The organism is Fibrobacter sp. UBA3718 (genome assembly GCF_002371935.1).
Classification (GTDB): Bacteria; Fibrobacterota; Fibrobacteria; order Fibrobacterales; family Fibrobacteraceae; genus Fibrobacter.
Map to the genome: position 1 here is coordinate 42,656 of NZ_DFHR01000005.1, position 23,145 is coordinate 65,800.

The 23,145-nt window shown below is 56.3% G+C and carries 22 protein-coding genes; 4 read left to right on the forward strand and 18 right to left on the reverse strand.

The features are described 5' to 3' along the window. Positions 1-5: 5 nt before the first annotated feature. The 4 genes from B4A77_RS01565 to B4A77_RS01580 form a co-directional block, all read right to left on the reverse strand. Positions 6-1,955, reverse strand: a complete 1,950-nt coding sequence (locus B4A77_RS01565; RefSeq protein WP_290737696.1) for a hypothetical protein — start codon at positions 1,953-1,955, stop codon at positions 6-8. A gap of 5 nt (positions 1,956-1,960) precedes the next feature. Further along, positions 1,961-2,713, reverse strand: a complete 753-nt coding sequence (locus B4A77_RS01570; RefSeq protein WP_290729535.1) for a PASTA domain-containing protein — start codon at positions 2,711-2,713, stop codon at positions 1,961-1,963. A gap of 89 nt (positions 2,714-2,802) precedes the next feature. After that, positions 2,803-3,516, reverse strand: a complete 714-nt coding sequence (locus B4A77_RS01575; RefSeq protein ID WP_290729537.1) for a Crp/Fnr family transcriptional regulator — start codon at positions 3,514-3,516, stop codon at positions 2,803-2,805. A gap of 32 nt (positions 3,517-3,548) precedes the next feature. Continuing rightward, positions 3,549-4,853 (reverse strand): adenylosuccinate synthase, encoded by a 1,305-nt coding sequence (locus tag B4A77_RS01580; protein WP_290737699.1) that lies wholly within the window; start codon positions 4,851-4,853, stop codon positions 3,549-3,551. Between the two features lie 642 nt (positions 4,854-5,495). Between B4A77_RS01580 and B4A77_RS01585 the strand changes: the two genes are divergently transcribed. Beyond that, positions 5,496-7,007: a fibro-slime domain-containing protein gene (locus tag B4A77_RS01585; protein WP_290737702.1), complete on the forward strand. Its 1,512-nt coding sequence runs from the start codon at positions 5,496-5,498 to the stop codon at positions 7,005-7,007. A 7-nt stretch (positions 7,008-7,014) separates the two neighbouring features. On the opposite strand, the gene B4A77_RS01590 is transcribed toward B4A77_RS01585, so the two are convergent. The 5 genes from B4A77_RS01590 to glgA form a co-directional block, all read right to left on the reverse strand. Beyond that, entirely contained in the window at positions 7,015-7,500 is a 486-nt protein-coding gene (locus tag B4A77_RS01590; RefSeq protein WP_290737705.1) for a hypothetical protein, read from the reverse strand. Between the two features lie 39 nt (positions 7,501-7,539). Continuing rightward, complete coding sequence (locus B4A77_RS01595; protein ID WP_290737708.1) at positions 7,540-8,031, reverse strand: right-handed parallel beta-helix repeat-containing protein; 492 nt, start codon at positions 8,029-8,031, stop codon at positions 7,540-7,542. Positions 8,032-8,189: 158 nt separating this feature from the next. Continuing rightward, positions 8,190-8,846 carry a vWA domain-containing protein gene (locus tag B4A77_RS01600; RefSeq protein ID WP_290737711.1) on the reverse strand — a complete coding sequence of 219 codons (657 nt, stop codon included), beginning with the start codon at positions 8,844-8,846 and terminating at the stop codon, positions 8,190-8,192. Between the two features lie 140 nt (positions 8,847-8,986). Beyond that, complete coding sequence (locus tag B4A77_RS01605; protein ID WP_290737714.1) at positions 8,987-10,039, reverse strand: macro domain-containing protein; 1,053 nt, start codon at positions 10,037-10,039, stop codon at positions 8,987-8,989. Next, entirely contained in the window at positions 10,039-11,262 is a 1,224-nt protein-coding gene (gene glgA / locus B4A77_RS01610; RefSeq protein WP_290737717.1) for a glycogen synthase, read from the reverse strand. Before glgA ends, B4A77_RS01605 begins: the two co-directional genes overlap by 1 nt. 130 nt (positions 11,263-11,392) lie before the next feature. Between glgA and B4A77_RS01615 the strand changes: the two genes are divergently transcribed. Then, positions 11,393-12,040, forward strand: a complete 648-nt coding sequence (locus B4A77_RS01615) for an NADase-type glycan-binding domain-containing protein (RefSeq protein ID WP_290729555.1) — start codon at positions 11,393-11,395, stop codon at positions 12,038-12,040. Positions 12,041-12,123: 83 nt separating this feature from the next. Here the strand turns inward: B4A77_RS01615 and B4A77_RS01620 are convergent, their stop codons facing one another. From B4A77_RS01620 to B4A77_RS01645, 6 genes are all read right to left on the reverse strand, one after another. Next, the gene (locus tag B4A77_RS01620; RefSeq protein WP_290737720.1) at positions 12,124-13,368 is read right to left on the reverse strand and encodes an alpha/beta hydrolase; all 1,245 of its coding nucleotides are present in this window, start codon (positions 13,366-13,368) and stop codon (positions 12,124-12,126) included. Between the two features lie 111 nt (positions 13,369-13,479). Continuing rightward, positions 13,480-14,046 carry a GTP cyclohydrolase I FolE gene (gene folE / locus B4A77_RS01625; protein ID WP_073116020.1) on the reverse strand — a complete coding sequence of 189 codons (567 nt, stop codon included), beginning with the start codon at positions 14,044-14,046 and terminating at the stop codon, positions 13,480-13,482. Between the two features lie 19 nt (positions 14,047-14,065). Next, entirely contained in the window at positions 14,066-15,556 is a 1,491-nt protein-coding gene (locus B4A77_RS01630) for a glycoside hydrolase family 5 protein (RefSeq protein ID WP_290735256.1), read from the reverse strand. A gap of 155 nt (positions 15,557-15,711) precedes the next feature. Next, entirely contained in the window at positions 15,712-16,302 is a 591-nt protein-coding gene (locus B4A77_RS01635; protein WP_290729564.1) for a nitroreductase family protein, read from the reverse strand. A 1-nt stretch (position 16,303) separates the two neighbouring features. Beyond that, positions 16,304-17,662: an amino-acid N-acetyltransferase gene (gene argA, locus B4A77_RS01640; protein ID WP_290729567.1), complete on the reverse strand. Its 1,359-nt coding sequence runs from the start codon at positions 17,660-17,662 to the stop codon at positions 16,304-16,306. A 5-nt stretch (positions 17,663-17,667) separates the two neighbouring features. Next, the gene (locus B4A77_RS01645) at positions 17,668-18,621 is read right to left on the reverse strand and encodes an FKBP-type peptidyl-prolyl cis-trans isomerase (RefSeq protein ID WP_290735254.1); all 954 of its coding nucleotides are present in this window, start codon (positions 18,619-18,621) and stop codon (positions 17,668-17,670) included. A gap of 192 nt (positions 18,622-18,813) precedes the next feature. Here B4A77_RS01645 and B4A77_RS01650 point away from each other — a divergent pair, with 192 nt between their 5' ends. Then, entirely contained in the window at positions 18,814-19,050 is a 237-nt protein-coding gene (locus B4A77_RS01650; protein WP_290725429.1) for a hypothetical protein, read from the forward strand. 59 nt (positions 19,051-19,109) lie between these two features. Next, the gene (gene folD / locus B4A77_RS01655; protein ID WP_173381687.1) at positions 19,110-19,949 is read left to right on the forward strand and encodes a bifunctional methylenetetrahydrofolate dehydrogenase/methenyltetrahydrofolate cyclohydrolase FolD; all 840 of its coding nucleotides are present in this window, start codon (positions 19,110-19,112) and stop codon (positions 19,947-19,949) included. A 21-nt stretch (positions 19,950-19,970) separates the two neighbouring features. Here the strand turns inward: folD and B4A77_RS01660 are convergent, their stop codons facing one another. The 3 genes from B4A77_RS01660 to B4A77_RS01670 are packed head-to-tail and all read right to left on the reverse strand — an operon-like array spanning position 19,971 to position 23,088. Beyond that, positions 19,971-20,318 (reverse strand): hypothetical protein, encoded by a 348-nt coding sequence (locus tag B4A77_RS01660; protein WP_290737723.1) that lies wholly within the window; start codon positions 20,316-20,318, stop codon positions 19,971-19,973. Next, positions 20,315-21,313 (reverse strand): bile acid:sodium symporter family protein, encoded by a 999-nt coding sequence (locus tag B4A77_RS01665; protein ID WP_290737726.1) that lies wholly within the window; start codon positions 21,311-21,313, stop codon positions 20,315-20,317. Before B4A77_RS01665 ends, B4A77_RS01660 begins: the two co-directional genes overlap by 4 nt. 44 nt (positions 21,314-21,357) lie before the next feature. Next, entirely contained in the window at positions 21,358-23,088 is a 1,731-nt protein-coding gene (locus B4A77_RS01670) for an Ig-like domain-containing protein (protein ID WP_290737729.1), read from the reverse strand. Positions 23,089-23,145: the final 57 nt, after the last annotated feature.

Sequence of the window (23,145 nt, forward strand, 5' to 3'; positions counted from 1 at the left end):
GAATACTACTTCTTGCCCTTCAAGAATTCAAGCGCAGCCGGGTTCTTGGGCTTGAGTTTCAGGAGCTTGCGGTAGGTTTCAGCCGCCTCGGTCTTCTTGCCGGCGGCCGCCTGTATCGCGCCCAGGTGTTCCAGGTACTCTTCATCGTCCTTGAACTTTTCGGGATTGACCTGCATTATCACTTCGAGCGCTTCCTGGAAGCGGCCCAAGCGGTAGAGCCCCCAGGCCTTGGAATCTATAATCGCATCGGGCTTGTCGCCCTTTATCGCGTCGAGCGCCTTGAGTACGAGCGAATAGCCGTATTCCACTTCGGCCTTGTTGCGGTTCAGGTTAATGAGCGTATAGCCGTAGTAGTTTGCCACCTCGGGGTAGTCGAGCTTTTGCAGCTGCGGCGACTTGAGGATAGCCTCGAACATTGCAAGCATCTCGTCTATGCGGCCAAGACGTTCGAGGTTCCGAGCCATCGTAAAGCGGAGCTCGACATTGTCGGGTTCCTCGGCCAGAATACTTTCCCAGAAAAGTTCCGCCTTCGTGCGCGCCTCGCGTGCAGCAGCTCGGTTCAGGGAATCCTTCAAGGATTCCTTAGGCTTGCCCGCAGTGAGATCTTTGAAGAAATCCGTAAACACGGTCTTGCCTTCGAGGTCGCGGGCCTGAATCATGAGCACGTCGGCATAGGCACGCTGGAACCTGCGGTGTTTCGCCTTCGCGGCAGCCATCAGCTTGTTCAGTTGCGCGGAATCCATGACCGCTTCCATCGGACGCCAGTTGCTCCACACGCCGAGCATCGAATCTAGCAGTGCATACGCCTTGTTGAATTCCTTCGCCGTACCGAGCGCAAGCGCAAGGAACACCTTCCCTTCGCCCTGCAGCAGGGAATCCGCCTGCTCCGCATAACGCACACCTTCCTTGTTCTGCCCGCGGCCAAAAGCGATTGCCGAAAGGGTCCTGCTCGCCTGCGCACCCGCCTCCTTGTCATTCACGAGCTTCAGGTGTGCGCTCTCGAGGTGCACCTTCGCGCTGTCAATCTCGTGCAGCATATACTCGTTGAGCCCGAGGTGATACACCAGCTCCGGCACGCGCACGCCATCGTTGTAATACTTCTTCTTGAGGAACTCGAGCACTGGTTCGCGCGGGCCGTTGACAAACGTAAGGAGGGCAAGTTCGATCATCATCGCATCATGCTCTGTCGAACCCGTAATGGTATCGGCAATTGCACGCGCCTCCACATACCGTTTCTGCAACACCAGGGCATGCATGCTCTTCGCCAGGTATTCCCGTTCGCCCGTGGCCTCGTACGCCTTGTAGAAGAGGTCCACCACCAAGGAATCCTTCCCCGTTTCCACAAGAAGGCCCATTTGCCGATTCAAAAGCGACTTTATGTAGTTGGTCTGCGGCAAGAGAATTTCATACACGCGGACCAGTTCTTCCTTGTCCTGCACCGCTTCCAGGAACAGGCTATAGTCATACAGGAGCGTCATGTCCTGGCTCTTCGAAGAATCCAAAGCGAGGACAAAGTATTTGCGCGCCGAATCGGCAATGCCTTCGCGCACGTAGACTTTAGCCATGAACTCGTACTGGCTCGCAAGGTGCTTTCCGGGGAGCTGGTTCGCACGCTGCGCCATCGCAACCGCGGCGGAATCCATTCCGGCATCGAAAAAACGCTGGGCGACGGCAAAGGCCAGGAACCGGCTTTTCGGATCCGCCTGGGATGCCACATACCACAAGGAATCCGCTTCGGCACGCAAACCGCGACGGTCCATATCCAATGCATTGATAAAGGCAAAATGTGCCAGATCCAGGTCCTGTTTCTGGGTCATGGAATCCGCGGCCACGGAAGATTCTCCAGCCGGAGCCGGCGATGCCGGGAGAGCCTCAGCCTTCTTCGCAGGAGCAGAACTGCACGCTGCCAGGGCGGCGCACATTACTGCAACAAGGAATTTGGCGACGGACTTCATAGGCGCTAATCAACGATGACAAAGTCAATCTTCGAATCGGGTTTCAGGTAATCCCCTTCCTTCGGGGCCGTTTCAAGGACCGTTCCCGGACGCTCTCCGTTTTCGCCCTTCACGCGCTTAATCCTGCCGACCTGGAAACCGAGTTTTTCAAGTTTCGGATAGACATCGTCCATGATTTCGCCCTCGAACGAAGGAAGCATGACCTTCCCCGTGGTGGCCCCCGCCGAAATGACCACCTTGATGGTGTCACCCATACGGACCTTGTTGCCCGCCATGGGCTCGGTACGGATGACAACTCCGCGGGGAATGCTCGCATGCGCGCCCTTTACGATTTCGCCCTGCACGAGGCCGGCACGGGTAAGCGAGATTTCGGCCTGCTTCTGGCTCTTGCCTCGCAGGTCGGGAATTTCCACTTCGCGGACACCGAGACTCTTCGTGAGCTTCACCGTGCGTCCGAGTTTTGCAGTCCGACCGGCGGCCGGCAGTTGCACGAGCACCATGCCCGCAGGCACCTGGGCGCTATAGCGGCCCTCTTCCAGCCATTCGCACTTGAAACCGGCGGAATCGAGCGCCTTCTCAACGGCGGCAGAATCGAGCCCTTCGAGATTGGGAACCACACCGGTACTCGCGAAGTGTCCGGAAAATACGGGCAACACAATCTTATCTACCGAGAAAGCGAGAACAACAATCAAGACAATCCAGAACAAGAACGCCTTCACGATAGAAGACTTCTTGATCCAGGAAACTAGCTTATTCAAAATCGATTTTAGTTTGCTCATAATAGAACTGGAACGCCACGCCAGACAGGCCTCCCCTCGGCCGCCGGAATGGCACTAGCAACTAAGCATTACCCTTTGGTCGCCTTCTCTTGCAAAGCGCTCTCGTCGAAAATGACGATGTCCTTGCCGGTCATGGCAATCGCGTTCGTCTTCACCAAAAGCGAGCAGATGCGGCTCACGGTTTCGCGGGTCGTACCCGACATGTCGGCCAACTGCTGCTGGGTCGGGCGGTTGTGGATGACCGTCACCATGTTGCCGTTGTCGGTGTGGATGCGAACGCCGCGTTCTTCCATGAGGTTCAGGAGGGTGCCGGCCACGCGCCCGCTCACGGACATCGTGGAGAGCGACCCGATCTGGCGGTTCGCCTTGCGGAGGCGCTTGCTGAGTTCGCTCAGGAGGCCCATCGCAATCTCGGGGGACTGGCGGATGAGCTGTAGGAAGGATTCACGGTGGATGATGAGCAGCTGCGCGTCGGTCACGGTGCGCACCGAGGCAGACCTCGGTTCGCCGTCGATGAGCGACATTTCGCCGAAGAAATCACCGCGTTCCAAGAAGCTGAGGATCGTCTCACGCCCATCGACGCCGGTCATGTAGACCTGCACCGAGCCCGACGCGATGAGGTACAAGGCCTGCACCGAGTCGTCGCCTTCGAGCACCACCGTCTCGTCGCGATTGAACTTCTGAGACACCACCAGATTGGCAAGCATCCCGATCTGTTCTTCGCTCAACTCCGAGAAGAGTTCAACGCCCTTCAGCAATCCGAGAATAGTAGCATCCACCATCTTAATTCTCCTGTCTTAAGTTTAAAGTCCCGTTAAAGTCCCAACCCCTTGGCAAGGCCGGCATCGATAACAATACTCTGGTCGCGCTTGGCGCCAATAGAAATCATACCAATTTTCACGTCAACAAGTTCTGCCATTTTCTGCAAATATTTCTTTGCGTTTTCCGGGAGCTCGTCGTAACTGCGGCACTTGGTCGTGTCGCACTTCCAGCCGGGCATTTCCTCGTACACCGGAGTGCAGCGGCCCACCTTCGAGAGCTGGTTCGGGATAAAGTCGAGCTTTTCGCCGTCGCATTCGTAGTGGGTGCAGATCTTGACCGTGTCGAAGGTGTCGAGCACGTCGAGCTTGGTGATGGCGAGGTGCGTGAGGCCGTTCACCACAGCCGCCTTGCGGACGACCGGGGCGTCGAACCAGCCGCAACGGCGGTTGCGGCCCGTGGTGGCGCCATATTCGTTACCGATCTTGCGGAGCGTGTCGCCCGTCTCGTCCAGAAGTTCCGTCGGGAAGGGGCCGTTACCCACGCGGGTCGTGTACGCCTTCACCACGCCCCAGACTTCGTCCAGGGCCGTAGGTCCGACGCCCGCGCCGCAGCTCGCGTAACCCGCGACCGTATTGCTGGAGGTCACGAACGGGTAGGTACCCTGGTCCACGTCGAGGATGGTGCCCTGGGCACCTTCGAACACAAGGCGCTTGCCGGCCTTCACGGCCTTGTAGAGCATCTCGCTCACGTCGGTCACGAACGGCTTGATCTTCTGGCCGAGTTCGAGGTAGTCCTTGATGACCACTTCGGGGTCAATCGCCGGGACGTCGTACATCACGGTAAATTCTTCGTTGTGGACCTTCGCCATCGCCTCGACGCGGGGGCGCAGTTCGCGCTCGTCCATGAGGTCACCCACGCGGACGCCGATACGGTTCACCTTGTCGCTGTAGCAGGGGCCGATACCGCGGCCCGTCGTGCCGATGGCAGCCTTGCCCGCCTTCTTCTCCTTCGCCTTGTCGAGCGTGGAGTGGTACGGGAGCACCACGTGGGCGTTATTCGCAATAAAGAGGCGGCCTTCCGGGTTGATTCCCTTCGTGTGGAGGTCGGCAATCTCGGCGAGCGTCTGGATGGGGTCGAGCACGACACCGTTACCGATGACGCAAATCTTGTCCTGGTGCATGATGCCCGAGGGGATCAGGTGGAACACGAACTTCTGGTCGCCCACCTCGACGGTGTGGCCCGCATTCGCGCCACCCTGGAAGCGCACGATGATATCCGCATCGAGCGTCAAGAAATCAACAACCTTCGCCTTACCTTCATCGCCCCACTGGGAGCCGATTACAACACGATTTGCCATATATCCTTCGTTTTTGTGACCCGGAGCAAAGCCTTGGCGGGCAGCCCGCGGGTCGATTGCTTGTTTAAAACGCGAAATTGCAACGCGGGGGATTTCCCTGCGCCCTTTTTCGCTTTAAAGATAAAAAAGTGGTTTTGAATTCGGCGCCACACCGAATGAAAATGAAGCCCGAGAGGGCCACAAAGGGAGTTTTGCACCTATAAACACCCAAAAACAGCCCACTTATAGGCACATTTTTATAAAATTTTATACAAACTAACATTCTCGACAAGCCCCCGTTGCAACATTCGAAAGCGGCGCCAACCCGCTCTCCGCAAGACAGGCGCAAGGCTATATCAAGGCGTTTTTGGGGCAATTCCAACCGCATGAAAAAAGAGTGCCCCCCTCCTGTAAATTTTTATGTATATTATGGTTAGATACATACTTTAAGAGATTGCTCTTATTCTCGAATCTGAAATCTGGTAAATTTCTACAACTCGAGAGAATAGGACAAGCACTCGCACCCCATGGGTGTGGGACGTGTTTGTACTTTTCCACGAGTAAGGTTTACCAGAACCGCAGATTCGGTAAGTGCAAAGGCGATTCCACACTTTTTTCGTCTTTACACCGAATATGGCCATCTCTTACATCAAGGAGATGGATATGAAACAGCATGTCTACATTCTGACCCTGTCAGTTGCAGCGGCACTCGCCACACTGAGCGCCTGCGGCGACGATTCCTCGACAGGCAACCATGCGGAAGAACCCGAAAACGCCGTTCCCATGGATTCGGTCGCGACAGACGATGACCTGCCGAGCTGCACCGAGAAGCGCCAGGAGTCAGTCGCATTCATCGAAGACGATTCCTCTATCCGCATCTGCCTCGACGAAAAATGGGAAGAGGCCGAAAGCGTCGCCGCGACACGGGAAGACCTACCCAACTGCTCCGACAAGCGCAAAGGCGTCTCTGCCTACGTTCTCGACGAGCACGGGTTCCTGACATGCACCGATGGCCGCTGGAAATCCGATTCAAAGGAACCGGAATCATCCGAAGCAAAATCCAGCTCTTCCAAAAAGACAGACAAGTCCAGTTCGTCCGGCGAAAAGAACAGCTCCGGAAGCGAGAAGGTTTCTTCGGCAAAGGACGAATCCTCCAGTTCCGCCGAAGCGAAGAGCTCTTCTTCTGATAAAGAAGCGAAATCCAGCAGTTCCTCGAAAGGAACGTCCGCAAAGAATTCGCTGACAGCGACAATCTACGATACCGACGCAACGTTGCACCCTGCTTTCTCGTGTTATCAATCGAATCCTGGAGCAGCAGCCAGCGAAGGTTGCCAAACTGGCGCCCAAGGAACAGATTCCAAGATTGCCATAAAAGCCGCTACTGACTGTTCCGGCATAATTCAAGGAATAGTCGAAACGACTCTTGGTTCCGACAAGAAGCCCGTACTCACCGAAGCTGGCGAAAAGTGCTTTATTGAAGACAAGTTCTTCAACCAGTTGTTCAACTATACAGAAGGAGTCAACGAAGCGGTCGCCTGGGAAATGCCATTCCCAAAGAATGACAACGGGATATGGATGTTCAATTCGGACTCCACCATTGACGGAACCAAAATCGGAGGGTTCTTCCCCATCGAAAACACAACGGACGACGACATCTTGACTGTCGGAGGCAAGAAGATGGGACCGTTGGCAGATGCCAGGACAAAGAGGGATAGCGAAGGGAATTATCCCCTCAAGGATTCCGTTGATTTTTACCACTATTGCAACACTTTCGGTTGGACAAGCGGAACGGATTGCAACGGCGGATTTGACGCGTTAAACTACGTTCAAGAATTTTGGGACTGGAGCATATACCCTCAAGGACATTGGGAAGCCCCCCGCAACCATCACTTCTGCATGGAAATCCACGGGACGTTCACCTATTCCGACACGCTGGAAGCAGGCTTCTCCGCCTCGGGCGACCAGTGGGTCTTTATCGGGAAAAAACTCGCGGTGGATAACGGCGGCACGCACGTGAACGCTCCGGGATTTGTCCAGATGAAAGCGCTGAACAAGACCTACAGTTCGTTCATGAAAGAGGGCGAGAAATACCCGATTGACGTATTCTTCTGCGCACGTCGCACAAGCCTGAGCGACTTCAGCATGTGGACAAACTTCCCGATAACGCAGGAATAACGACAGCCTACTTCGCGAGCGCCTCGATATCGGCGCGGCTCAGGTAGGTGCGCTCGTTCAGGGCCTGCGCAATCTTGCAGAGCTGCGTCTGGCAGGCCATCAGGATGTTGTAATCCTGCTCGACCACGTTCGTCTCGGCCAGCTGAAAATAGTAGCACGCCGCCTGGAACTTCTGGTAGTCCGGATCGTTCTTGTAGAGTTCCATGGGCAGTTCCTTCATGACGGTATCAAGGTCGCACTTGAAATCCTTGCGCATCAGGAATTCCGCGATATGGCCCGCCATCGCGATATGGGCATCGCCCTCGAGTTCCGATCCCGCGATGTGCGTGGTGCCCGGCTGCTCCCTGGAATTGTTCATCTTCACGTAATCCAGCGGACGCTTGAACAGGAACGCGACGAGCGCGTGGCCCGCCTCGTGATTGCACAACTTCTTGAATTCTTCTTCCCCGAAAAACTGCACCAGCGATTCACGCGTCAAGACTTGTTCCGGCATTGCGAAACTCCTTTTTTAGCCGGATAAAATATATGAAAATTACAGGCGTTCCCCATTCAGCGTGTTATTGACAAAGCGCGTCCTTTCCTTGTTATTTGCATCGAAGTATACCGGAAGCGCAGACAATTCCCCCACAACGTCACCCGAACAACGGAAGGAACAATTTTCAAAGTCCCCCGAAGCTTCTATCATAATAGCTGCGGCACACTTTGTGTAATCTATCTTGCAGTTATTGAACGTCCCATGCGCCCCAGCATCTATACGTAGCGCAACGCACTTTTCGGAAAACATCTGGCAATCGACAAACGAGCACTGCGCGAAATGCCACAGCGACACGCTCGGTTCATTTTCTCCATAGAATGAACAGGCCTTAAAAGAGGCCGATGGAAATTCACCCGATAAAAAATTACTCTTAGAATTTCCTTTAACCAGCACGCCTTTTTCAAAGACGCAGTTTTCAAAAGTTGATTCACCTTCATAAATTTCGACTTTTTCCATGAAGACCTGACCTATGTAATTTCCTAGAGCCATATTCCCTCACCGCATTGTGGTTCAACCATAAATATACATTATATTTTCGTCATAAAATGACATTAAATAATTTTCTTTCGTTCCTGCCTACCTAAAAAATATTGAGTAGATAAATAGGAACGAGAGAAATACAAAGCTGAGGCAGCCGCCACACATGACTATTTCACATGGCCGCCGCGCTTTGCGTAGTCGGCGTCGACGTTTGCCTTCCACTGGCGGGTGTTCTTGCGGTTGTTACGGATGTCGCTCATCAGGCAGCATTGCGCCTCGTACATGACGCCGATTCCGGGTTCATCGTTCACGAAGTTTGCGGCGCGATCCTCGTCGATGCCGAAGTTCCTTGCGGTTTCGATGGCGTCGATGTTTGCGCCGAGGAAGATGAATTCCCAGCCATACTTCTGCTTCTGGCGTTCAATCATCTGCTTCACGCGTTCGGCGGTGTACTTGCGGCTCGAATTCTCGTAGCCGTCGGTAGTGATGACGAAGATGGTCTTTTCGGGGCGGTCTTCGTCGCGGGCGTACTTGTGCACGTTGCCGATGTGGTGAATTGCCCCGCCGATGGCGTCGAGGAGCGCGGTGCAACCACGGGCGTAGTATTCCTTTTCGGTGAGCGGAGCAATGTTTGCAAGCGGGGTGCGGTCGTGAAGCACTTCCATTTCGGTGTCGAAGAGCACGGTAGAGACATACGCCTCGCCCGTCTCCTGTTTTTGCTTGTCGATGGTGCTGTTAAAGCCCCCGATAGTATCCTTTTCGAGCCCGCTCATGGAACCACTGCGGTCCAAGATAAATACGATTTCGGTGAGTCCCTGTTTCATGATTGCCTCCGTGCCGCTATGAATGCGGCTTAGGTAGTGGTCGCTGGCTTGGTGCGTTCGCACCTTCACGTTTGCGACCGGTTAACGATGGCAATAATAGATGCTAGGTGAGGCGTTTTGGTCGCCTGGCAGGCGACATTTTAAGCGCCTAGAGTTGGCAGCCCGAACTTGAAAAGCATGTTATTGATTTCCCAGATATCGTACATTCCGCGCTCGATAAAGTACGAAACGACCAGGTCGCCCCTGTTGGAGGGCGAAAGCGCGAGTTCCGCGCGGGCGAGCAAGTCCTTTGTCTCGTCCATGTTCAGGTGGAGCGCGATGGCAAGCGCGAGGGCCGTCTTCTTGGTGGGCTTGTACTTCACGTTGCTGCGTATCTTGGAAAAATGCTTGCGGTCGAGATTTGCCTTCTTGTAGACTTCCACGTCGTCCAGGTTCTTTTCGTGAATGAGATTGAACAGCTTGTCGCAGAAAGTTTCGCCGGGTTTCGCGAGAATGTCGTCGAGGCTTGCCGAGCTCTTTTCCGCCAGTTTCATCGCGCAATAGAGAGGATCCTCGGCAGGAATCTGCGGCGATTGCAGGGCCATGTCTTCGCATTCCTCGTCGGGAACGTTGCGACCTTGCCGGCGCCGGCTTGTATACCTGCGCACACCCTCGTATTTATCTTGTACGTAATTGTCGTCGATAAACGCCTGGATGTCGCTATACAAATCCTCGGAAACTTCGAACGCCTTGCGGTCAAAAACCACGAGCGTCACCAGCATTTCGTTTATCTGCAAGAACTCGCCGATAGTTTGCGTTGCAATCCTTACGGCGTAATCCTTCGGAAACCGGAACACCCCGCTGGAAATAAGCGGGAAGGCGATGGACTGGCAGCCCAGTTCCTTTGCCTTCTCGAGGGCATTACGGTAGCAATTTGCGAGTGCGGCAATTTCGCCGGACTTGCCGTCATTCCACTTTGGCCCCACGGTATGGATGATATACTTCGCGTCTAGCGCGAACGCGGGCGTCACCGCCACCTCGGCAACATCCAGCGGGCCAACCTGCTCGCGGGCCTTCAGCAGATCTTCGCGGCCTGCGGCCTCGTAAATCTGGTATTCGGTACCGCCCCCGCAAATAGGGTGCCTATTCGCGGAATTTACGATGGCATCAGCCTTGACCTTGGTAATGTCATTGCGTACAATCTCGAAGGGCATTACTTACTTTTCTTGTAGCGCTCGATGCATTCCTGGTAAAAGTCGTACGTCTGCTTGGCGATAGACTTCCAGCTGAACACATCTACGGCACGCTTGCGGCTTACCTCGCCCATTTTCTTCGCGAGTTCCGGGTCTGCGAGAACCTTGTTTAGCTTGTTCGCAAAGTCGGTCTGGAAGGCCTTCGGGTCGGCAGGCTCGAAATCCGTCTCGGACACGTGCTTGAGCGGCACCAGGAATCCGGTTTCGCCGTCCACGATAATCTCGGGAATCCCGCCCACCGCAGAACCCACCACCGGGGTCCCGCAGCTCATCGCCTCGAGGTTGATTATCCCGAACGGCTCGTAGAGCGAGGGCGTGGCAAACACGGTCGCATGGCTGTAGAGCACGCGGAGTTCCTCGTGCGGGACGGCTTCCTGAATCCACACCACGCCGTCGCGGGTGGCCTGGACCTTTTCGATAAGCGACTTGCATTCCTCGGCGAGTTCCACCGTGTCGGGAGCACCCGCGCAGAGCACCACCTGTGCGCTCTTGTCGATTTGCGGAATGGCCTGGATAAGCTGGCTAATGCCCTTCTGGCGCGTAATGCGGCCCACGAACAGCACGTAGGGGCGGTTCGGGTCCACGCCCCACTTCTCGAGGATGCCCGCATTGAATGTCGGCGCGTAGAATTCCGGGTCGATGCCGTTGTAGATAACCTTTACGCGGTCCTCGGGCACACCATAGAGTTTCATCACGTCGCGCTTCATGCCCTCGCTCACCGCAATCACGCCGTCGGCAGCCTCGTAGGCCGTGCGTTCGATCCAGCAGCTCATGGCATAACCGCCGTCACCGAGCTGTTCCGCCTTCCACGGGCGGTGCGGTTCAAGCGAATGCGTAGTGAGGATTAGCGGGCACTGCAGAAGGCGGCTCGCAAGCACGCCGCCGAAATGGCTGTACCAGGTGTGACAATGGATTACGTCAATGTCCTTGAGGGTAGCGGCCCACTGCAGGTTGATATCGAGCGGCTTGAAAATTTTCTGGAAACGGTCATCTTCCGGATTCAGCCCGATCTTGCGCGAAAAGCCCAATGCACGGATATTGTCCTCGTCGACATCCTGGTCTCCGAAGCAGCGCGCCTCGATGTGGCAAAGCTTTGCGAGTTCCTGCGTGAGGAACTTGACATGGATACCTGCACCACCGTAAATCTCCGGCGGGAACTCATTGGTCAGAATTGCTGCGTTCATGCGATTAAACTCCGGTTTGACGTTCCTAGACTTCATTAAAATAGTAATTATATCATAGAAAAAGAGCCTATTATTAAATTACATCTTTTTTCAAAATATCTATTTTTCAGGTAAAAACGGGATAACGCGAATGTACAAGAAATTACTGACAAGCCTGTTCTTCGCCTCGTGCGTCACGGCCCTCCATGCAGAACCGAACTGCACCAGCGGTGATCCGGTCAACGGGTGGGGCAATGCCGCCCCGGAAGACGAAGCTCAGTGCGCCAAGGAATACTACGAGAACCTCCTGAAGAACGATCCCGACAAGTTCTTCGAGGCCTGCAAGCTGGACGGATGCCCGGTCAAGTGGAACGACGTGATGCTCTACGCCGCCGCATCGAATGTTCTCGCCGGAGGCCACGACCCCAACAGCAGGCTGCGCGACGACAATACCGCGACCGCCTGGGCCGCCAAATGGGAAGGCCAGAAGAACCTGACCATCGCCATCAAGGTGAAGGCCAAGGTCATCGCAGGATTCAGCATCGCGAACGGCTACCAGAAAACCGACGAGGATTTTGAAAAGCACGGCGCCATCAAGAAAATTTCCATCTACCATGACGCCGTCACCGAAGCGAACAAGGTCGGCACCTTCGAAATCAACAAGCAGAAGGAAATCCAATACTTCCCCTTCGACAAGCTCCTGAGAGGCGCCGGCAAGCTTTTCTGCCGCATCGAGGAAGTTCACGAAGGCGAAGCCGCGTCCGTAAGCGCATCCGAATTCAGGGTCTGGGGCAACTAGCCACCACCCCCAAGACAAGCCTCTATAACAAAAGTGCCCCGCCGGTATGGCGAGGCACTTTTTTGGAGTGAGTGTGGAGATCCTTAGAAGTTCTTGCACTGGCCTTTCCACTTGCCATCGTGGCCGGCGATGTTTCCATCGATGTACTTGCCGCTGGTGCCTACGAAGTCTGCCTTACGCCATTCTTCGCCACCGAGATGCCAGCGCATCCAGGCAACCGTCGCGGCCATGCCGTCCCACGAGCCGGAACCGTGACCGTAACCGCATTCCCTGCGGCCGGGAGAGACTTCATAGCATTCAGTACCCTTGCCACCCGTCATCTGGATAAGGCATGCGGGCGCCTTGACATTTGCGTTGTTGTAATCGTTCTCGGCGTTGCCGCGTTCCATGCCGCCTTCACCGTAGAGGATAGCGATAGTCCGATCGGTCGCCACCTTCATGGCACCGGCTCCGCCCCAGTCACCGCTGTTGTTGAGGAACGCGGTAAGCACGCGCCTGTCCTTGATGAGGGCCTGTTCGGATTCGAGACCACCCATGGAGTGGCCCGAGCAACCGACCGTATTCATGTCGAGCTTGCCAAACAGCGGGCTGTTCGAATCCTTGTTCAGCCCATCCAGCCAGTCGAGAGCCTTGATGGCCTGGGTCGCGTTGCCCGGAGATTCCTTGAGAGCAACCACCACGAAACCGTGAGATGCAAGACGGCGAATCATGCCTTCGTAAGCACTCGGTTTTGTACCACCACCGGGGCCCCATACCACAACGGCATGCTTCTGGTCCGGATTGTCGGTCAAGCGCTTGGGGTATGCGAGAATCCCTTCCCCATCCCAGCCGGTATTCGTCTTGTACTCGACTTCCATATAGTTCTTTTCTTCTTCCTTGTCGTTCGCGAGGAAAATTTTCGGAACGGCGGGCTTCACTTCTTCGCTGGAAGAAGAAACGACCGGAGCCGCCTCGCTAGAAGAAGATTCAGCCGAAACCGATTCGCTGGAAGCGGGCGCGACCTCGGCACTGCTTGCCGGATTGACATCCGCACTGGAAGCAGGATTCACATCGGCGCTACTCGTCGGATTTACGACCGGATTTGTCCCAGGGCCGCAAGCATCGGGCAGGCTAGAGGCCAAGCAGGCATCGTCGCCACCCGGAGTCACCGTCCCGTCCCCCATTTGGGAGGGATCGGCCATGCCCGAAGAACTAAGCGCAGCAAGCGGATCGTTCGGGTCGTATTGCGGGGCATTGGTCACCGCGGAATCGTCGCAGTTGACAACGGCAAGGGCGGCACTTACAACCACGAGGCCCTTCGCTAGATTCCTGAAGAATCGAGATTTCATTGTTTTACTCCTTGTTTTGCTCCGTAACCGCATATAAAGATACCTCGCAAAAAAAAGAAAAACTCGCGGCTTACGCGAGTTTCCATGGACAATAAATCCAAAAGCGGCAATTTAACGGGGCGCGTAGATGCGCGACATGAACTCGGCGCGGGTCTTCTCGTCGGTCTTGAAACGGCCCAAGAGCTGCGTCGTGACCATCGTGGCACCGGGCTTCTTTACCCCGCGCATGGTCATGCACATGTGGGATGCCTCGAGCACCACCGCGACTCCCTTCGGGTTCAGTTCCTTCTGGATAAGTTCTGCAATCTGGCGGGTCATGCGTTCCTGGATTTGCGGAAAACGCGCATAGAATTCAACGACGCGCGGGATCTTGGAAAGGCCCACCACGCAGTCGCCCGGAATGTAGGCCACGTGCGCCTTGCCCGTAAACGGCAGAAAATGATGTTCGCACATGCTCGCGAACTCGATGTCCGGCACGATAATCATCTCGTCGTACTTCTCGTGGAAACGGGTCTTGAGAATGTCTTCGGCACGCATTTCACCCGAAAGGCCGGTCATGAGCTCGGCATACATCTTCGCGACACGCTTCGGCGTATCGAGCAATCCTTCGCGGTTCGGATTCTCGCCCATGCCGGTGAGAATCATCCGGAAGCCGTCTTCCATCATCTTCAAATTCATGCGGGCAAAGATAGAAAAATTACCGGATATCGACCCTCACCAAGGCGCCAGCGCCCTTGGCAATATAGATGCCGTGCGGAATGTTTTCGAGCGACATGCCGTTTATCGCGGTGCGGACAAGCGTTCCGTTCAGGTTGAACAGCCTGATTTCGCCCGCAGATTCCAGGCGATTGCCCACGCGGACAATCCCGGAGGTCACGCGCGCCAAGCCCTCACCCAACTGCGCGCCGTTCACGATGCCCGTCGTTTCGCCGCCGGCCTTGAAATTTTCCACGTGCGTGATGCCATTGTTCACATAGTCGCCGAGCCCGTAGGCACTGCGCATAATCTTCAGCACGTCCATGTCGAACACGGAGCCGTCCGGCGCGGACTGCCTGCGGATAATGGTCATGTTGTTTTCGCCCTCGTGACCGGTATCCCAGGCGATGGGCACAACCTTGTTCTGTTTCGCGAGTTTCATCACGGCGTCGTAATAGGCAAGGCGGCCCTTGCGGTGCTTCGCGTAGTTGTCGCCCGTCAGCACGCCCACACGGTCGTTCGCACCGAACTCGCCGATAATCACGGGCACGCCCTTGTCCACAAAGTTCGTCTTCATCTTGCCGAACTGTTCCTGAATCTGCGCGCTGGTGCACTTGTCGCCCATCGCGCCCGCCCAGGCGTTGTAACCGCAGTTGTGCACGATGTCTGCACCGGTCGCAAGGTCATCGCCCCAGTAGTATTGCGGATAAACTTGCGCGCCCCAGTCGGCAATGTCGTTCATGAGCGTGTAGGTGTACGGGTCGTAAAAATGCACCTCGACCATCAGGCGGTTTTCAATCACGTCCTTCGGGAGCTTGGAAACCGGCATCACCTCGGTCGTGCGGTCGATACTCGTGGAAGGTCCCTGGATTACAAGAGTACGGCTCGCGTTGTTGCCGCCCGTTGCGCGCACGGCATCCACGAACGTCTGGTGGTATACCATCAGGATTTCCGTCTCGTGCCTGTAATTGTCGTCGGTAGTCGCGGGCTCGTTCGCGCTCGCAAAGAGCAGGTTCTCGTTATAGTCCTTGAAACGCGTCGCAATCTGCGTCCAGTAGGATTTCTGCTTCGCGTTCACCTCGTCCTTCTTTTCGTCCTTCAGGTTCTCTTCGAGCCAGCCGCCATCCCAGTGGATGTTCAGGACCGTCACGAGGCCTGCGCGCATGCACATGTCCACGACCGTCTGCACCGAGTCCATCCAGCTTTCGTTGATGACACCGTCCTTAGCGTGGCTATCCCAGGCGCAGGGTATGCGTATGGTGCTGAAACCCGCCGCCTTCACCGAATCGATGTAGGCTTCTGTCGGGAACTTGTTGCCCCAGCCTGTGGGGTTGCCCGGAACTTCCATCGTGTTGCCGATGTTAATCCCGAAACCCATCTTGTTGAACATTTCGCCCGCCGTCGGGAGCGTTTCGGCATTCGCGAGCACAGCAAGCGACGCCACGGAGAAGGAAGCGGCCTGCGCCGCAGTCCTGAATCTGCTTTTAAGCATAACATCCCTTTAAGGCGCGAAGGCGCCTTCACTTCAAACAACACCCAAAATATATATGGATTTACAGCCCGCAGGCGCCCGCCAGGCAGTTTTTCTCGTTGACAAAATGTCCTTGAATTGGATTTCTTTGCAAAAAAGTCGGGTTTTAGCAGAATTTACACAAACACGACTTCGTTGCCGGTGCGGGGCGACTGGCTGCGGTTCGGGAGGCCACTCTCCGTATCGGCGTAGCCGATGGCAACGGAGGCGTACACGCGTTCGTCTTCGCGCAAGCCAAGGCCACGCAGGTATTCGAGGAGCGTCGGGTCTTCGTTCAGCCACTTGAGCTGGTTGATGTAGCAACTGCCCAGGTCGAGCTCGTTCGCCGCAAGCATCATGTTCTCCACCGCGCATGCCACGTCGGCCATGTTGTTGCCGTAATCTTTCTTGTTCGCGACTACAATCAGAACAGGCGCCGTGTAGCAGAACGAGTAATTGCCTTTGCGGGCGAGCGTGATGGAATTCTTGAGGCTCTTGTACAGGTCTTCGCGGAGTTCCATCTTCGCGAACGCTGCCTGTACCAGTTCCTTGAGTTTCGCAATCACCGAAGCATCCGAAATCACGAAGAAGTGATTCGTCTGAGCGTTGCCGCCGGTAGGGCCAAACTGACCCGCCTCGACAATCTGCTTCAACTTCTCGAGTTCCACAGGCTGTGCCTTGAACTTGCGGGTACTGCGACGTGTGCGTATTGCTTCGAGTGTGTTCATACTACTTATCCAGCGGGAGAATCAGGATACGCGAGTTGCGCTTCTGGTTGTAATGGTCGCGCTTGCTCTTGGGCAAATCCTCGACCGTACCATCCTCGAATCCGAAGTGGTAGAACCAGTCGAGAGCCTGCGTGGTGAGCAAGAACAGCTTACTGTAGCCTTTCATGCGCCCGACAGAAATCAGGTGCCGCACGATGGCATCGCCAATGCCCGACTTGCGGTAGTTCGCACCCACCGCGATGCCCGCAACTTCGGCCATCCCGTCTTCGAACTCGTGCAAGGCGCCGCAACCGTGAATGCTGTTGTCGATGCTGTACACCACGTAGTCCTTGAGCTTCTCGGAAATGCTTTCCTGAGTGCGCGGCACCAGGTAGCCCTTCGCGATGTAGTCCTGCATGATGCGCAGGATATCGGGAATGTCCTCGATGTTCGCGGGCCGGATACTCGAGTACTGGTTCGCGTACACCATGGTACCGTCGCCCCGCGCGCTGAACACTTCCTGCAGCACGCTGCCCTGAAATTCACCGCTCAGCAAATGCACGCGGTTAGCGCCCGCCTCGCACGCCCGGATGGCGTTCATCAGGTAGTCCATCTGCGCGAAGTCGAGCACGTCGGAATTGAGTTCCAGGAGTTCCTTCGCCTGGTCCACGTCCAGTGCAGAAATCACGCCCGAGTCGGTCGGTTCCAGATACTTCGTGTTCTTGCCGGTGACAAGCCCCTTGAGCTTGATGCCGTTCTCGTTACCGATAAAGAAGAGCTTGCCGACCTGCATGTACTTGCAGATTTCAGTCGCGAGCTCGGTAGAACTGATGTTGTAGGCGTGCCCGAGCTTGTTCCACCCGATAGGCGGAATGATGGGCACGAACTTCTCGTCCAAAAGCTGTTCGAGCGTATCGCGCTGGATACGTTCAATGCGCCCGGTACGCATGTAGTCGATACCGTCAATAACCCCGAGGCTCCGGGCGAGCACCCAGTTGCCCTGGATACCCTTGAGCCCGCTCGCCGTGAGGTGGCTCATGATGCGCTGTGCAACCCCGAGGCTCGCCTGCTCAATGAGGGGCAGGGCCTCCTCGCTCGTAAGCCGGACGCCGCCCTCGAACTTGCTTTCAAGTTCCCAGGCCTTCAGCTGCGCGTCGATACTGTTCCGCGTACCCGGCACGATGATGATGCGGATGCCCGCCTTGTGCAACAGGGCGATATCCCGCATGAGCACGGGGAACAGCGGATGGTCCATAAGGCTATCGTCAATCTTCAATACGAAAAGCTGGCCCTTGAACCGGTCCATATAGCCGAACACTTCCCGGATGAATCCGGCAACTTCGAAGTGCTGGGAATAGAAATCGGACGCAGTGTTGTTCATATTTCTTACTTCTTCTTGCCCTTCGCAGGCTTCTTGCTATCCTTCGCGGGCTTTGCAGGTTCGGCAGCCTTCGGCGCTTCGGCGGCAGGCTTCTCCTCGGCCTTCGGGGCCTCTTCGGCAGCGGGGGCGGCCTCGGCCGGAGCGGCAGGGGCTACAGCGGCATCGGTTGGCGAGCCCGTCGAACCATCCACGGCCGGAGTTTCGGCATACACCTTCAGGAGTTCCACCTCGAACACGAGAAGCGCATTCGCGGGAATCATCGGCGGCACGCCGGCCTCTCCGTAAGCAAGCGCGCTCGGAATCCAGGCCTTCACCTTCATGCCTTCCTTCATCACCTGGAGCAAATCCTGCCAGCCCTCGATCACGGCATTCACCGGGAATTCCAGCGGCTCGCCGCGCTTCACGCTGTTGTCGAACTCGGTACCGTCGAGGAGCGAACCCACATAGTGCACCTGCACCTTGTCGGAGGCCTTGGGGGTAATGCCCGCGCCTTCCTTAATTACCTTGTACTGCACGCCCTTCGTGGTGACCTTCACCGTGGAATCCAGCACGTTCTTCGCGAGGAACTGAGCCTGTTCCTCGAGAGCCTTCTGGGCGGCGGCCTTCGCGTCGGCCTCCTTCTTCTGCTGCATCTGCAAGAGCAGGCCCTGGAGCGCCTGTTCGGAAGCGGAATCCGTCATGAGCACCTTGCGGCTCGTATCCACCTCGTCCTTGATGGCGGCGATAATCACGTCGAGCTTGAGGGGAACTTTTATTTCGGCAATCGCCCTGCCAAGATCCATACCCAGGGCGTAACTGTAGCGGTCGACCGTGCTGTCGAGGGAAATCTTCGTTTCGGGGGCAACCGCGGGAGCGGGAGCCGGAGTCGGGTCTGTCGCGGGAGCAGCGTTCTTGTTTCCGCCACAGGCGACAAAAACCAGGCAAGAGGCAGCAATCGGGGCTAAAACAGAAAATTTCATACAGGAAAACCTTTTTTGGATGTTAACATAAGAAAAATAGGTAATTTCGCTCACACCCGCCTCCGAAAAGGGGCAAGATTGCGTGAATCACCTCACAAAAAACCTGCTTTGTAAACTTCTATAAACATTTTCCATTGCAGAAGGGCGCTGCATGTACTATTTTTTATAAGCAGGAAGAGAAAGGTACAGCTTATGACCAGCAACTTTATGAATATCGTAGCGAAAGCAAGCGAGAACAAAAGTCGCTTTGACACGTCTATGCTCGGCCTCAAGGATGAACTTGAGAAATCGGTGAGCCGCGACGCCAGCATGGTGCGCGCACACGTGAGACATTCCAAAGGCACAACCGGCTGGCTCCCGGGAGCCCTCTCCTACCCCTGGATTTTCGTCTGCATCGTAATTCCTGCCGTCATGGACATGTTCGTCTAGGCGCCACTTTTCTATCTTTGTTGCCGTAAAACTAGCGCAACCTGCGCACCGGAGACCTTATGGCAGCACTCATCCTCGACGGCAAGGCACTCGCCAAGACCACTGAAGAAGAACTCAGCGCCCGCGTGGCGAAACTCAAGGAAAAGACGGGCAAGACCCCCATCCTCGCCACCATCCTGGTGGGCGACGATCCGGCGAGCGCCACGTACGTGAAGATGAAGGGCAACGCCTGCGCCCGTGTGGGCATGGAAAGCATCCGCGTGGTGCTCCCGAAGAACACCACCACCGAGGAACTCCTCAACAAGATTCAGGAACTGAACGACAACCGTGACGTGCACGGCATTTTGCTGCAACACCCGGTTCCGCGCCACATCGACGAGCGCGCCGCCTTCGAGGCCATCGACGCCCGCAAGGACGTGGATGGCGTGACCTGCCTGGGCTTTGGCCGCATGGCGATGGGCGAACCCGCCTACGGTTGCGCCACTCCCGCAGGCATCATGCGCCTCTTGAAGGCATACAACATCCCGCTCGCGGGCAAGCATGCCGTCGTGGTGGGCCGTAGTGCCATCCTCGGCAAGCCCATGGCCATGATGCTCCTGAACGCGGACTGCACAGTGACCATCTGCCACAGCAAGACGCAGAACCTCCCCGAATTTGTGGGTCAGGCCGACATCCTCGTGGGTGCGGTCGGCAAACCCGAGTTCATCAAGAAGGAATGGATCAAGCAGGGCGCGGTCGTGGTCGACGCCGGCTACCATCCGGGTGGCGTGGGCGATATCGAGAAGGGTCTCGACGACGTGGCGAGCGCGTACACTCCGGTTCCGGGCGGAGTTGGCCCCATGACCATCAACACGCTCATCTACCAGAGCGTGGAAAGCGGCGAAAAATATTTGGGATAATTCGGGAGCGAAGGGCGCGGGCTAGCGTCTTTGGCGTTCGAGCTCGACGGCATCCGCTTCGGCGGAATTCGGCGAGAGGATGTTCTTGACGGTCTGTCCCACGAATTCGGCGCCAATACCAATCAATGTCCCCGTGAGGGAATCGTTCGAGTATTCAAGGTTCATCGCGGCCTTCGCATCGGATGTCGCACGTTCGTTACGCAGCGTCGCGCTGTCCGAATAAACTAACGGACGTTTGCCGGTGAGGTTCACGCTGTCGGTCTGCGAGGCACCCTTCTTCTGCACGAGCTGCGCATTTGCAGCCGAAGCGCAGGCAAATAATGCAGCAAGCACGGCAAGACGGGAAACAAGCCTCTTCGCCAAGATCATGCCGCTTTTTCCTTCTTGTCGTGCCGCGCAAAGAACTCCGCGACAATCGTGCCGCTTATGGAATGGTACGCGCAGCTGATGGCACACGGAACCACGCAAATCGCAGCCTCCGGGTGGGCAGCCACGTTCTCGGGGTTCGCGAAGAAGGCTGCCGCAAGCACGGTCGCCATGCCCGCATTCTGCACGCCCACCTCGATAGCGATAGTGCGCTTCTTTGCGGTATTGAACTTGAATATGCGCCCGACGGTATAGCCCAGCACGTAGCCGAGCCCGTTGTGGAAAAACACCACCGCAAGCACGAGGAACAACAGCGAAAGCCCGTTCGTAAGCAGGTGCGGGCGCACCGTCACGATGACACCGCCCACAATCAGCGCAAGGCCAATCACGCTAACCGCGGGCATGTTCGCACGCACTTCCTTGAACACCGGGTTCTTGCCCAGGAAATAGTTGCAAACAAAGCCAACCAGAATCGGCGCAACCGTCACGTACAGGATATTCAGGAACATCCCCTTCGCGTTCACGTCAATGCTCGTATCGGCAAGCCAGAGCACGAGCAGCGGGGTCATGAGCGGGGCAAGCAAAGTCGAGACCATCGTCATGCTCACGGAATACGTCACGTCCCCCTTGGCAAGGAAGCTCATCACGTTGCTCGAGACGCCACCCGGGCAACAACCCACGAGAATGATGCCCACGGCCAGGTACGGGTCGAGCCTGAAAACCTTGGTGAGGATGAAGGCCACCAGCGGCATGATGGTGTACTGCGCGCAGGCCCCGAGCAGAATGTGGAGCGGCTGCTTCATGAGGTTCTTCACGTCGTCGACGGTGATGGTGAGGCCCATGCTGAGCATGATGACGCCGAGGATTATGGAACTCGTGTTGCCGTGCACCCAGCCGAACGCGACCGGGAGGAAAAAGGCGACCACCGCGGCGCCGATGACGACCAGAGATGTATAGGTAGAAAGGAAACGGCTGATAGCCTTGATTATTTTCAACATGCGCAAAATATAGGAAATCGCCTACACCGCAACACGTCTACCGTCTAGAACATCACCCTGTAGGGAATCTGTTTTTCGAAGCGACGTCCCTTCAGGTCGCGGTATTCCTTATGCGTAGCCCCGCGCATGTCGGCAGGGCGTGCACGACGGATATCCCGTATCACGGTTGTCGAATCCGTCGCCGTAGAATCACCCGCGACAATGGACGTCGTGTCGGTCGCGGAGGTATCGCGCGCAGTCGTGTCCTGCGGCTGCACAGTCGAAGTATCCGTGCCCGCGCCGGCAGATTTTTCCACAAGCACCTCGATGCGGCCCGTATATTCAGTATTGTCGTTGCCCTTCACGGTGTACTTAAACGAGGCAAGCCCGCTGAAATTCGCCTTGGGCGCAAACCTTGCCGTATAGCCGTCACCCGCAAGTTCCACACTTCCGTTCTCCGCAGCAGAGACGCTGTAGGTCGGCGATACATCCTTGAACCCGCGCGTAATCGTGCGCAGGTCGAAATCGAGGGACTTCCCGCCCGCAGCCGTCGCATGCATGGCGCCCAGCCAGTTGATATACTTCTCGATACGCACGTAGCCATCGCTTTCCTTGGTCATCGCGTCATCTTTTGACTTGTCATAACCCATCGCCTCTTCGAAGTAATCCGGCATGCCGTCCTTGTCGGAATCGGTCGCGGCCTTCCCCGCAATCACCTCGCCCCAGCCGTTGTTGGTCTTGAGCCCCATCGCGCCCACGCTCTTCACGAGCGCACCGGCCGTTCCAAGCGTATTCACCTGGTACCACACCAGCGAATCGATGTCGTCGTACGGGAGCACGCCGCTCTGCGACGTCACGTAGCGCCACGCACTTGCTGCACTGAGCATCGGGCCCGATGTCGTAAGTTCGCTCCAAGGTTTCGCAAGTTCCTCGCCCACACCCTGATAGTAGTAAATACTCGAAGGTCCGCCGTTCAGTTTTCCGTCGCGGTCCGTGTCGATCATGTTGCCGCTCGCGTAAATACTCTGGTTCTTGTCCACCTGGAACCACGGATTACTCCCCTTCGGGCCATAGACAAAGTAATTGTTCACGATATCGTGATTGAAGTGCGTGCTCGTATGCGTCGTGTAGCCCGCCTCGAAGTTGTAGAGGATGTTGTTCACGAACACGTCGTTAATCTTGTCGAGCGGGTTTCGGTTGTGCGTATTCACAAAGGCGTTGTAGTACCACGCCCAAGTGCCATCTACCGATTCGATGTGCGCCCCGAACTGCTGCCCGATGGGGTTTGCAATCAGCGAGTTCTGCACCGTAATGCCCGTGACGCGGTAGCTCGCGTTGTCCGAGGAACCGCCGAAGTTGTTCCATGGCGCAAGTTCCACCGAGCAGTGGTCCACGATTACGTCCTTGGAATCGTAAAGGTTGAGCGCATCATCCTTCTCGGACGCGGTATTTTCGCCCGGGCGTATACGCAGGTAGCGGATGATAATGTTATTCTGCTTGCCGGTACTGAGCTTGCCACCGTGAATGGCGATTCCCTCGCCCGGAGCCGTCTGCCCCGCGATGGTAATGTTGCTCTTGATGGAAACCGCCGTCTTGATATTGATGATGCCACCCACGTCAAAGACCACAATGCGGTTGCCCTGGCTCACCGCGTCGCGGAAGGAACCGACACCGTCATCGTTCAAGTTCGTTACATGATAAACGCTGCCGCCACGGCCACCCGTGACCTGCGCGCCAAAACCAAGCGCCTCCGGGAAAGCCAGCGGCTCGGCACCTGCCCCGATAAAACTAAACACTGTTAGGCAAAGCGCCGAAACTGCCGTTTTTGTACCAAACATACCCATAATCAACAT

Excerpts from the sequence above, each read along its gene's own strand:
- B4A77_RS01565 (WP_290737696.1), bottom strand. The coding sequence starts at position 1,955 with ATGAAGTCCGTCGCCAAATTCCTTGTTGCAGTAATGTGCGCCGCCCTG.
- B4A77_RS01575 (WP_290729537.1), bottom strand. The coding sequence starts at position 3,516 with ATGGTGGATGCTACTATTCTCGGATTGCTGAAGGGCGTTGAACTCTTC.
- B4A77_RS01580 (WP_290737699.1), bottom strand. The coding sequence starts at position 4,853 with ATGGCAAATCGTGTTGTAATCGGCTCCCAGTGGGGCGATGAAGGTAAG.
- B4A77_RS01585 (WP_290737702.1), top strand. The coding sequence starts at position 5,496 with ATGAAACAGCATGTCTACATTCTGACCCTGTCAGTTGCAGCGGCACTC.
- B4A77_RS01590 (WP_290737705.1), bottom strand. The coding sequence starts at position 7,500 with ATGCCGGAACAAGTCTTGACGCGTGAATCGCTGGTGCAGTTTTTCGGG.
- B4A77_RS01595 (WP_290737708.1), bottom strand. The coding sequence starts at position 8,031 with ATGGCTCTAGGAAATTACATAGGTCAGGTCTTCATGGAAAAAGTCGAA.
- B4A77_RS01600 (WP_290737711.1), bottom strand. The coding sequence starts at position 8,846 with ATGAAACAGGGACTCACCGAAATCGTATTTATCTTGGACCGCAGTGGT.
- B4A77_RS01605 (WP_290737714.1), bottom strand. The coding sequence starts at position 10,039 with ATGCCCTTCGAGATTGTACGCAATGACATTACCAAGGTCAAGGCTGAT.
- glgA (WP_290737717.1), bottom strand. The coding sequence starts at position 11,262 with ATGAACGCAGCAATTCTGACCAATGAGTTCCCGCCGGAGATTTACGGT.
- B4A77_RS01615 (WP_290729555.1), top strand. The coding sequence starts at position 11,393 with ATGTACAAGAAATTACTGACAAGCCTGTTCTTCGCCTCGTGCGTCACG.
- B4A77_RS01620 (WP_290737720.1), bottom strand. The coding sequence starts at position 13,368 with ATGAAATCTCGATTCTTCAGGAATCTAGCGAAGGGCCTCGTGGTTGTA.
- folE (WP_073116020.1), bottom strand. The coding sequence starts at position 14,046 with ATGAATTTGAAGATGATGGAAGACGGCTTCCGGATGATTCTCACCGGC.
- B4A77_RS01630 (WP_290735256.1), bottom strand. The coding sequence starts at position 15,556 with ATGCTTAAAAGCAGATTCAGGACTGCGGCGCAGGCCGCTTCCTTCTCC.
- B4A77_RS01635 (WP_290729564.1), bottom strand. The coding sequence starts at position 16,302 with ATGAACACACTCGAAGCAATACGCACACGTCGCAGTACCCGCAAGTTC.
- argA (WP_290729567.1), bottom strand. The coding sequence starts at position 17,662 with ATGAACAACACTGCGTCCGATTTCTATTCCCAGCACTTCGAAGTTGCC.
- B4A77_RS01645 (WP_290735254.1), bottom strand. The coding sequence starts at position 18,621 with ATGAAATTTTCTGTTTTAGCCCCGATTGCTGCCTCTTGCCTGGTTTTT.
- B4A77_RS01650 (WP_290725429.1), top strand. The coding sequence starts at position 18,814 with ATGACCAGCAACTTTATGAATATCGTAGCGAAAGCAAGCGAGAACAAA.
- folD (WP_173381687.1), top strand. The coding sequence starts at position 19,110 with ATGGCAGCACTCATCCTCGACGGCAAGGCACTCGCCAAGACCACTGAA.
- B4A77_RS01660 (WP_290737723.1), bottom strand. The coding sequence starts at position 20,318 with ATGATCTTGGCGAAGAGGCTTGTTTCCCGTCTTGCCGTGCTTGCTGCA.
- B4A77_RS01665 (WP_290737726.1), bottom strand. The coding sequence starts at position 21,313 with ATGTTGAAAATAATCAAGGCTATCAGCCGTTTCCTTTCTACCTATACA.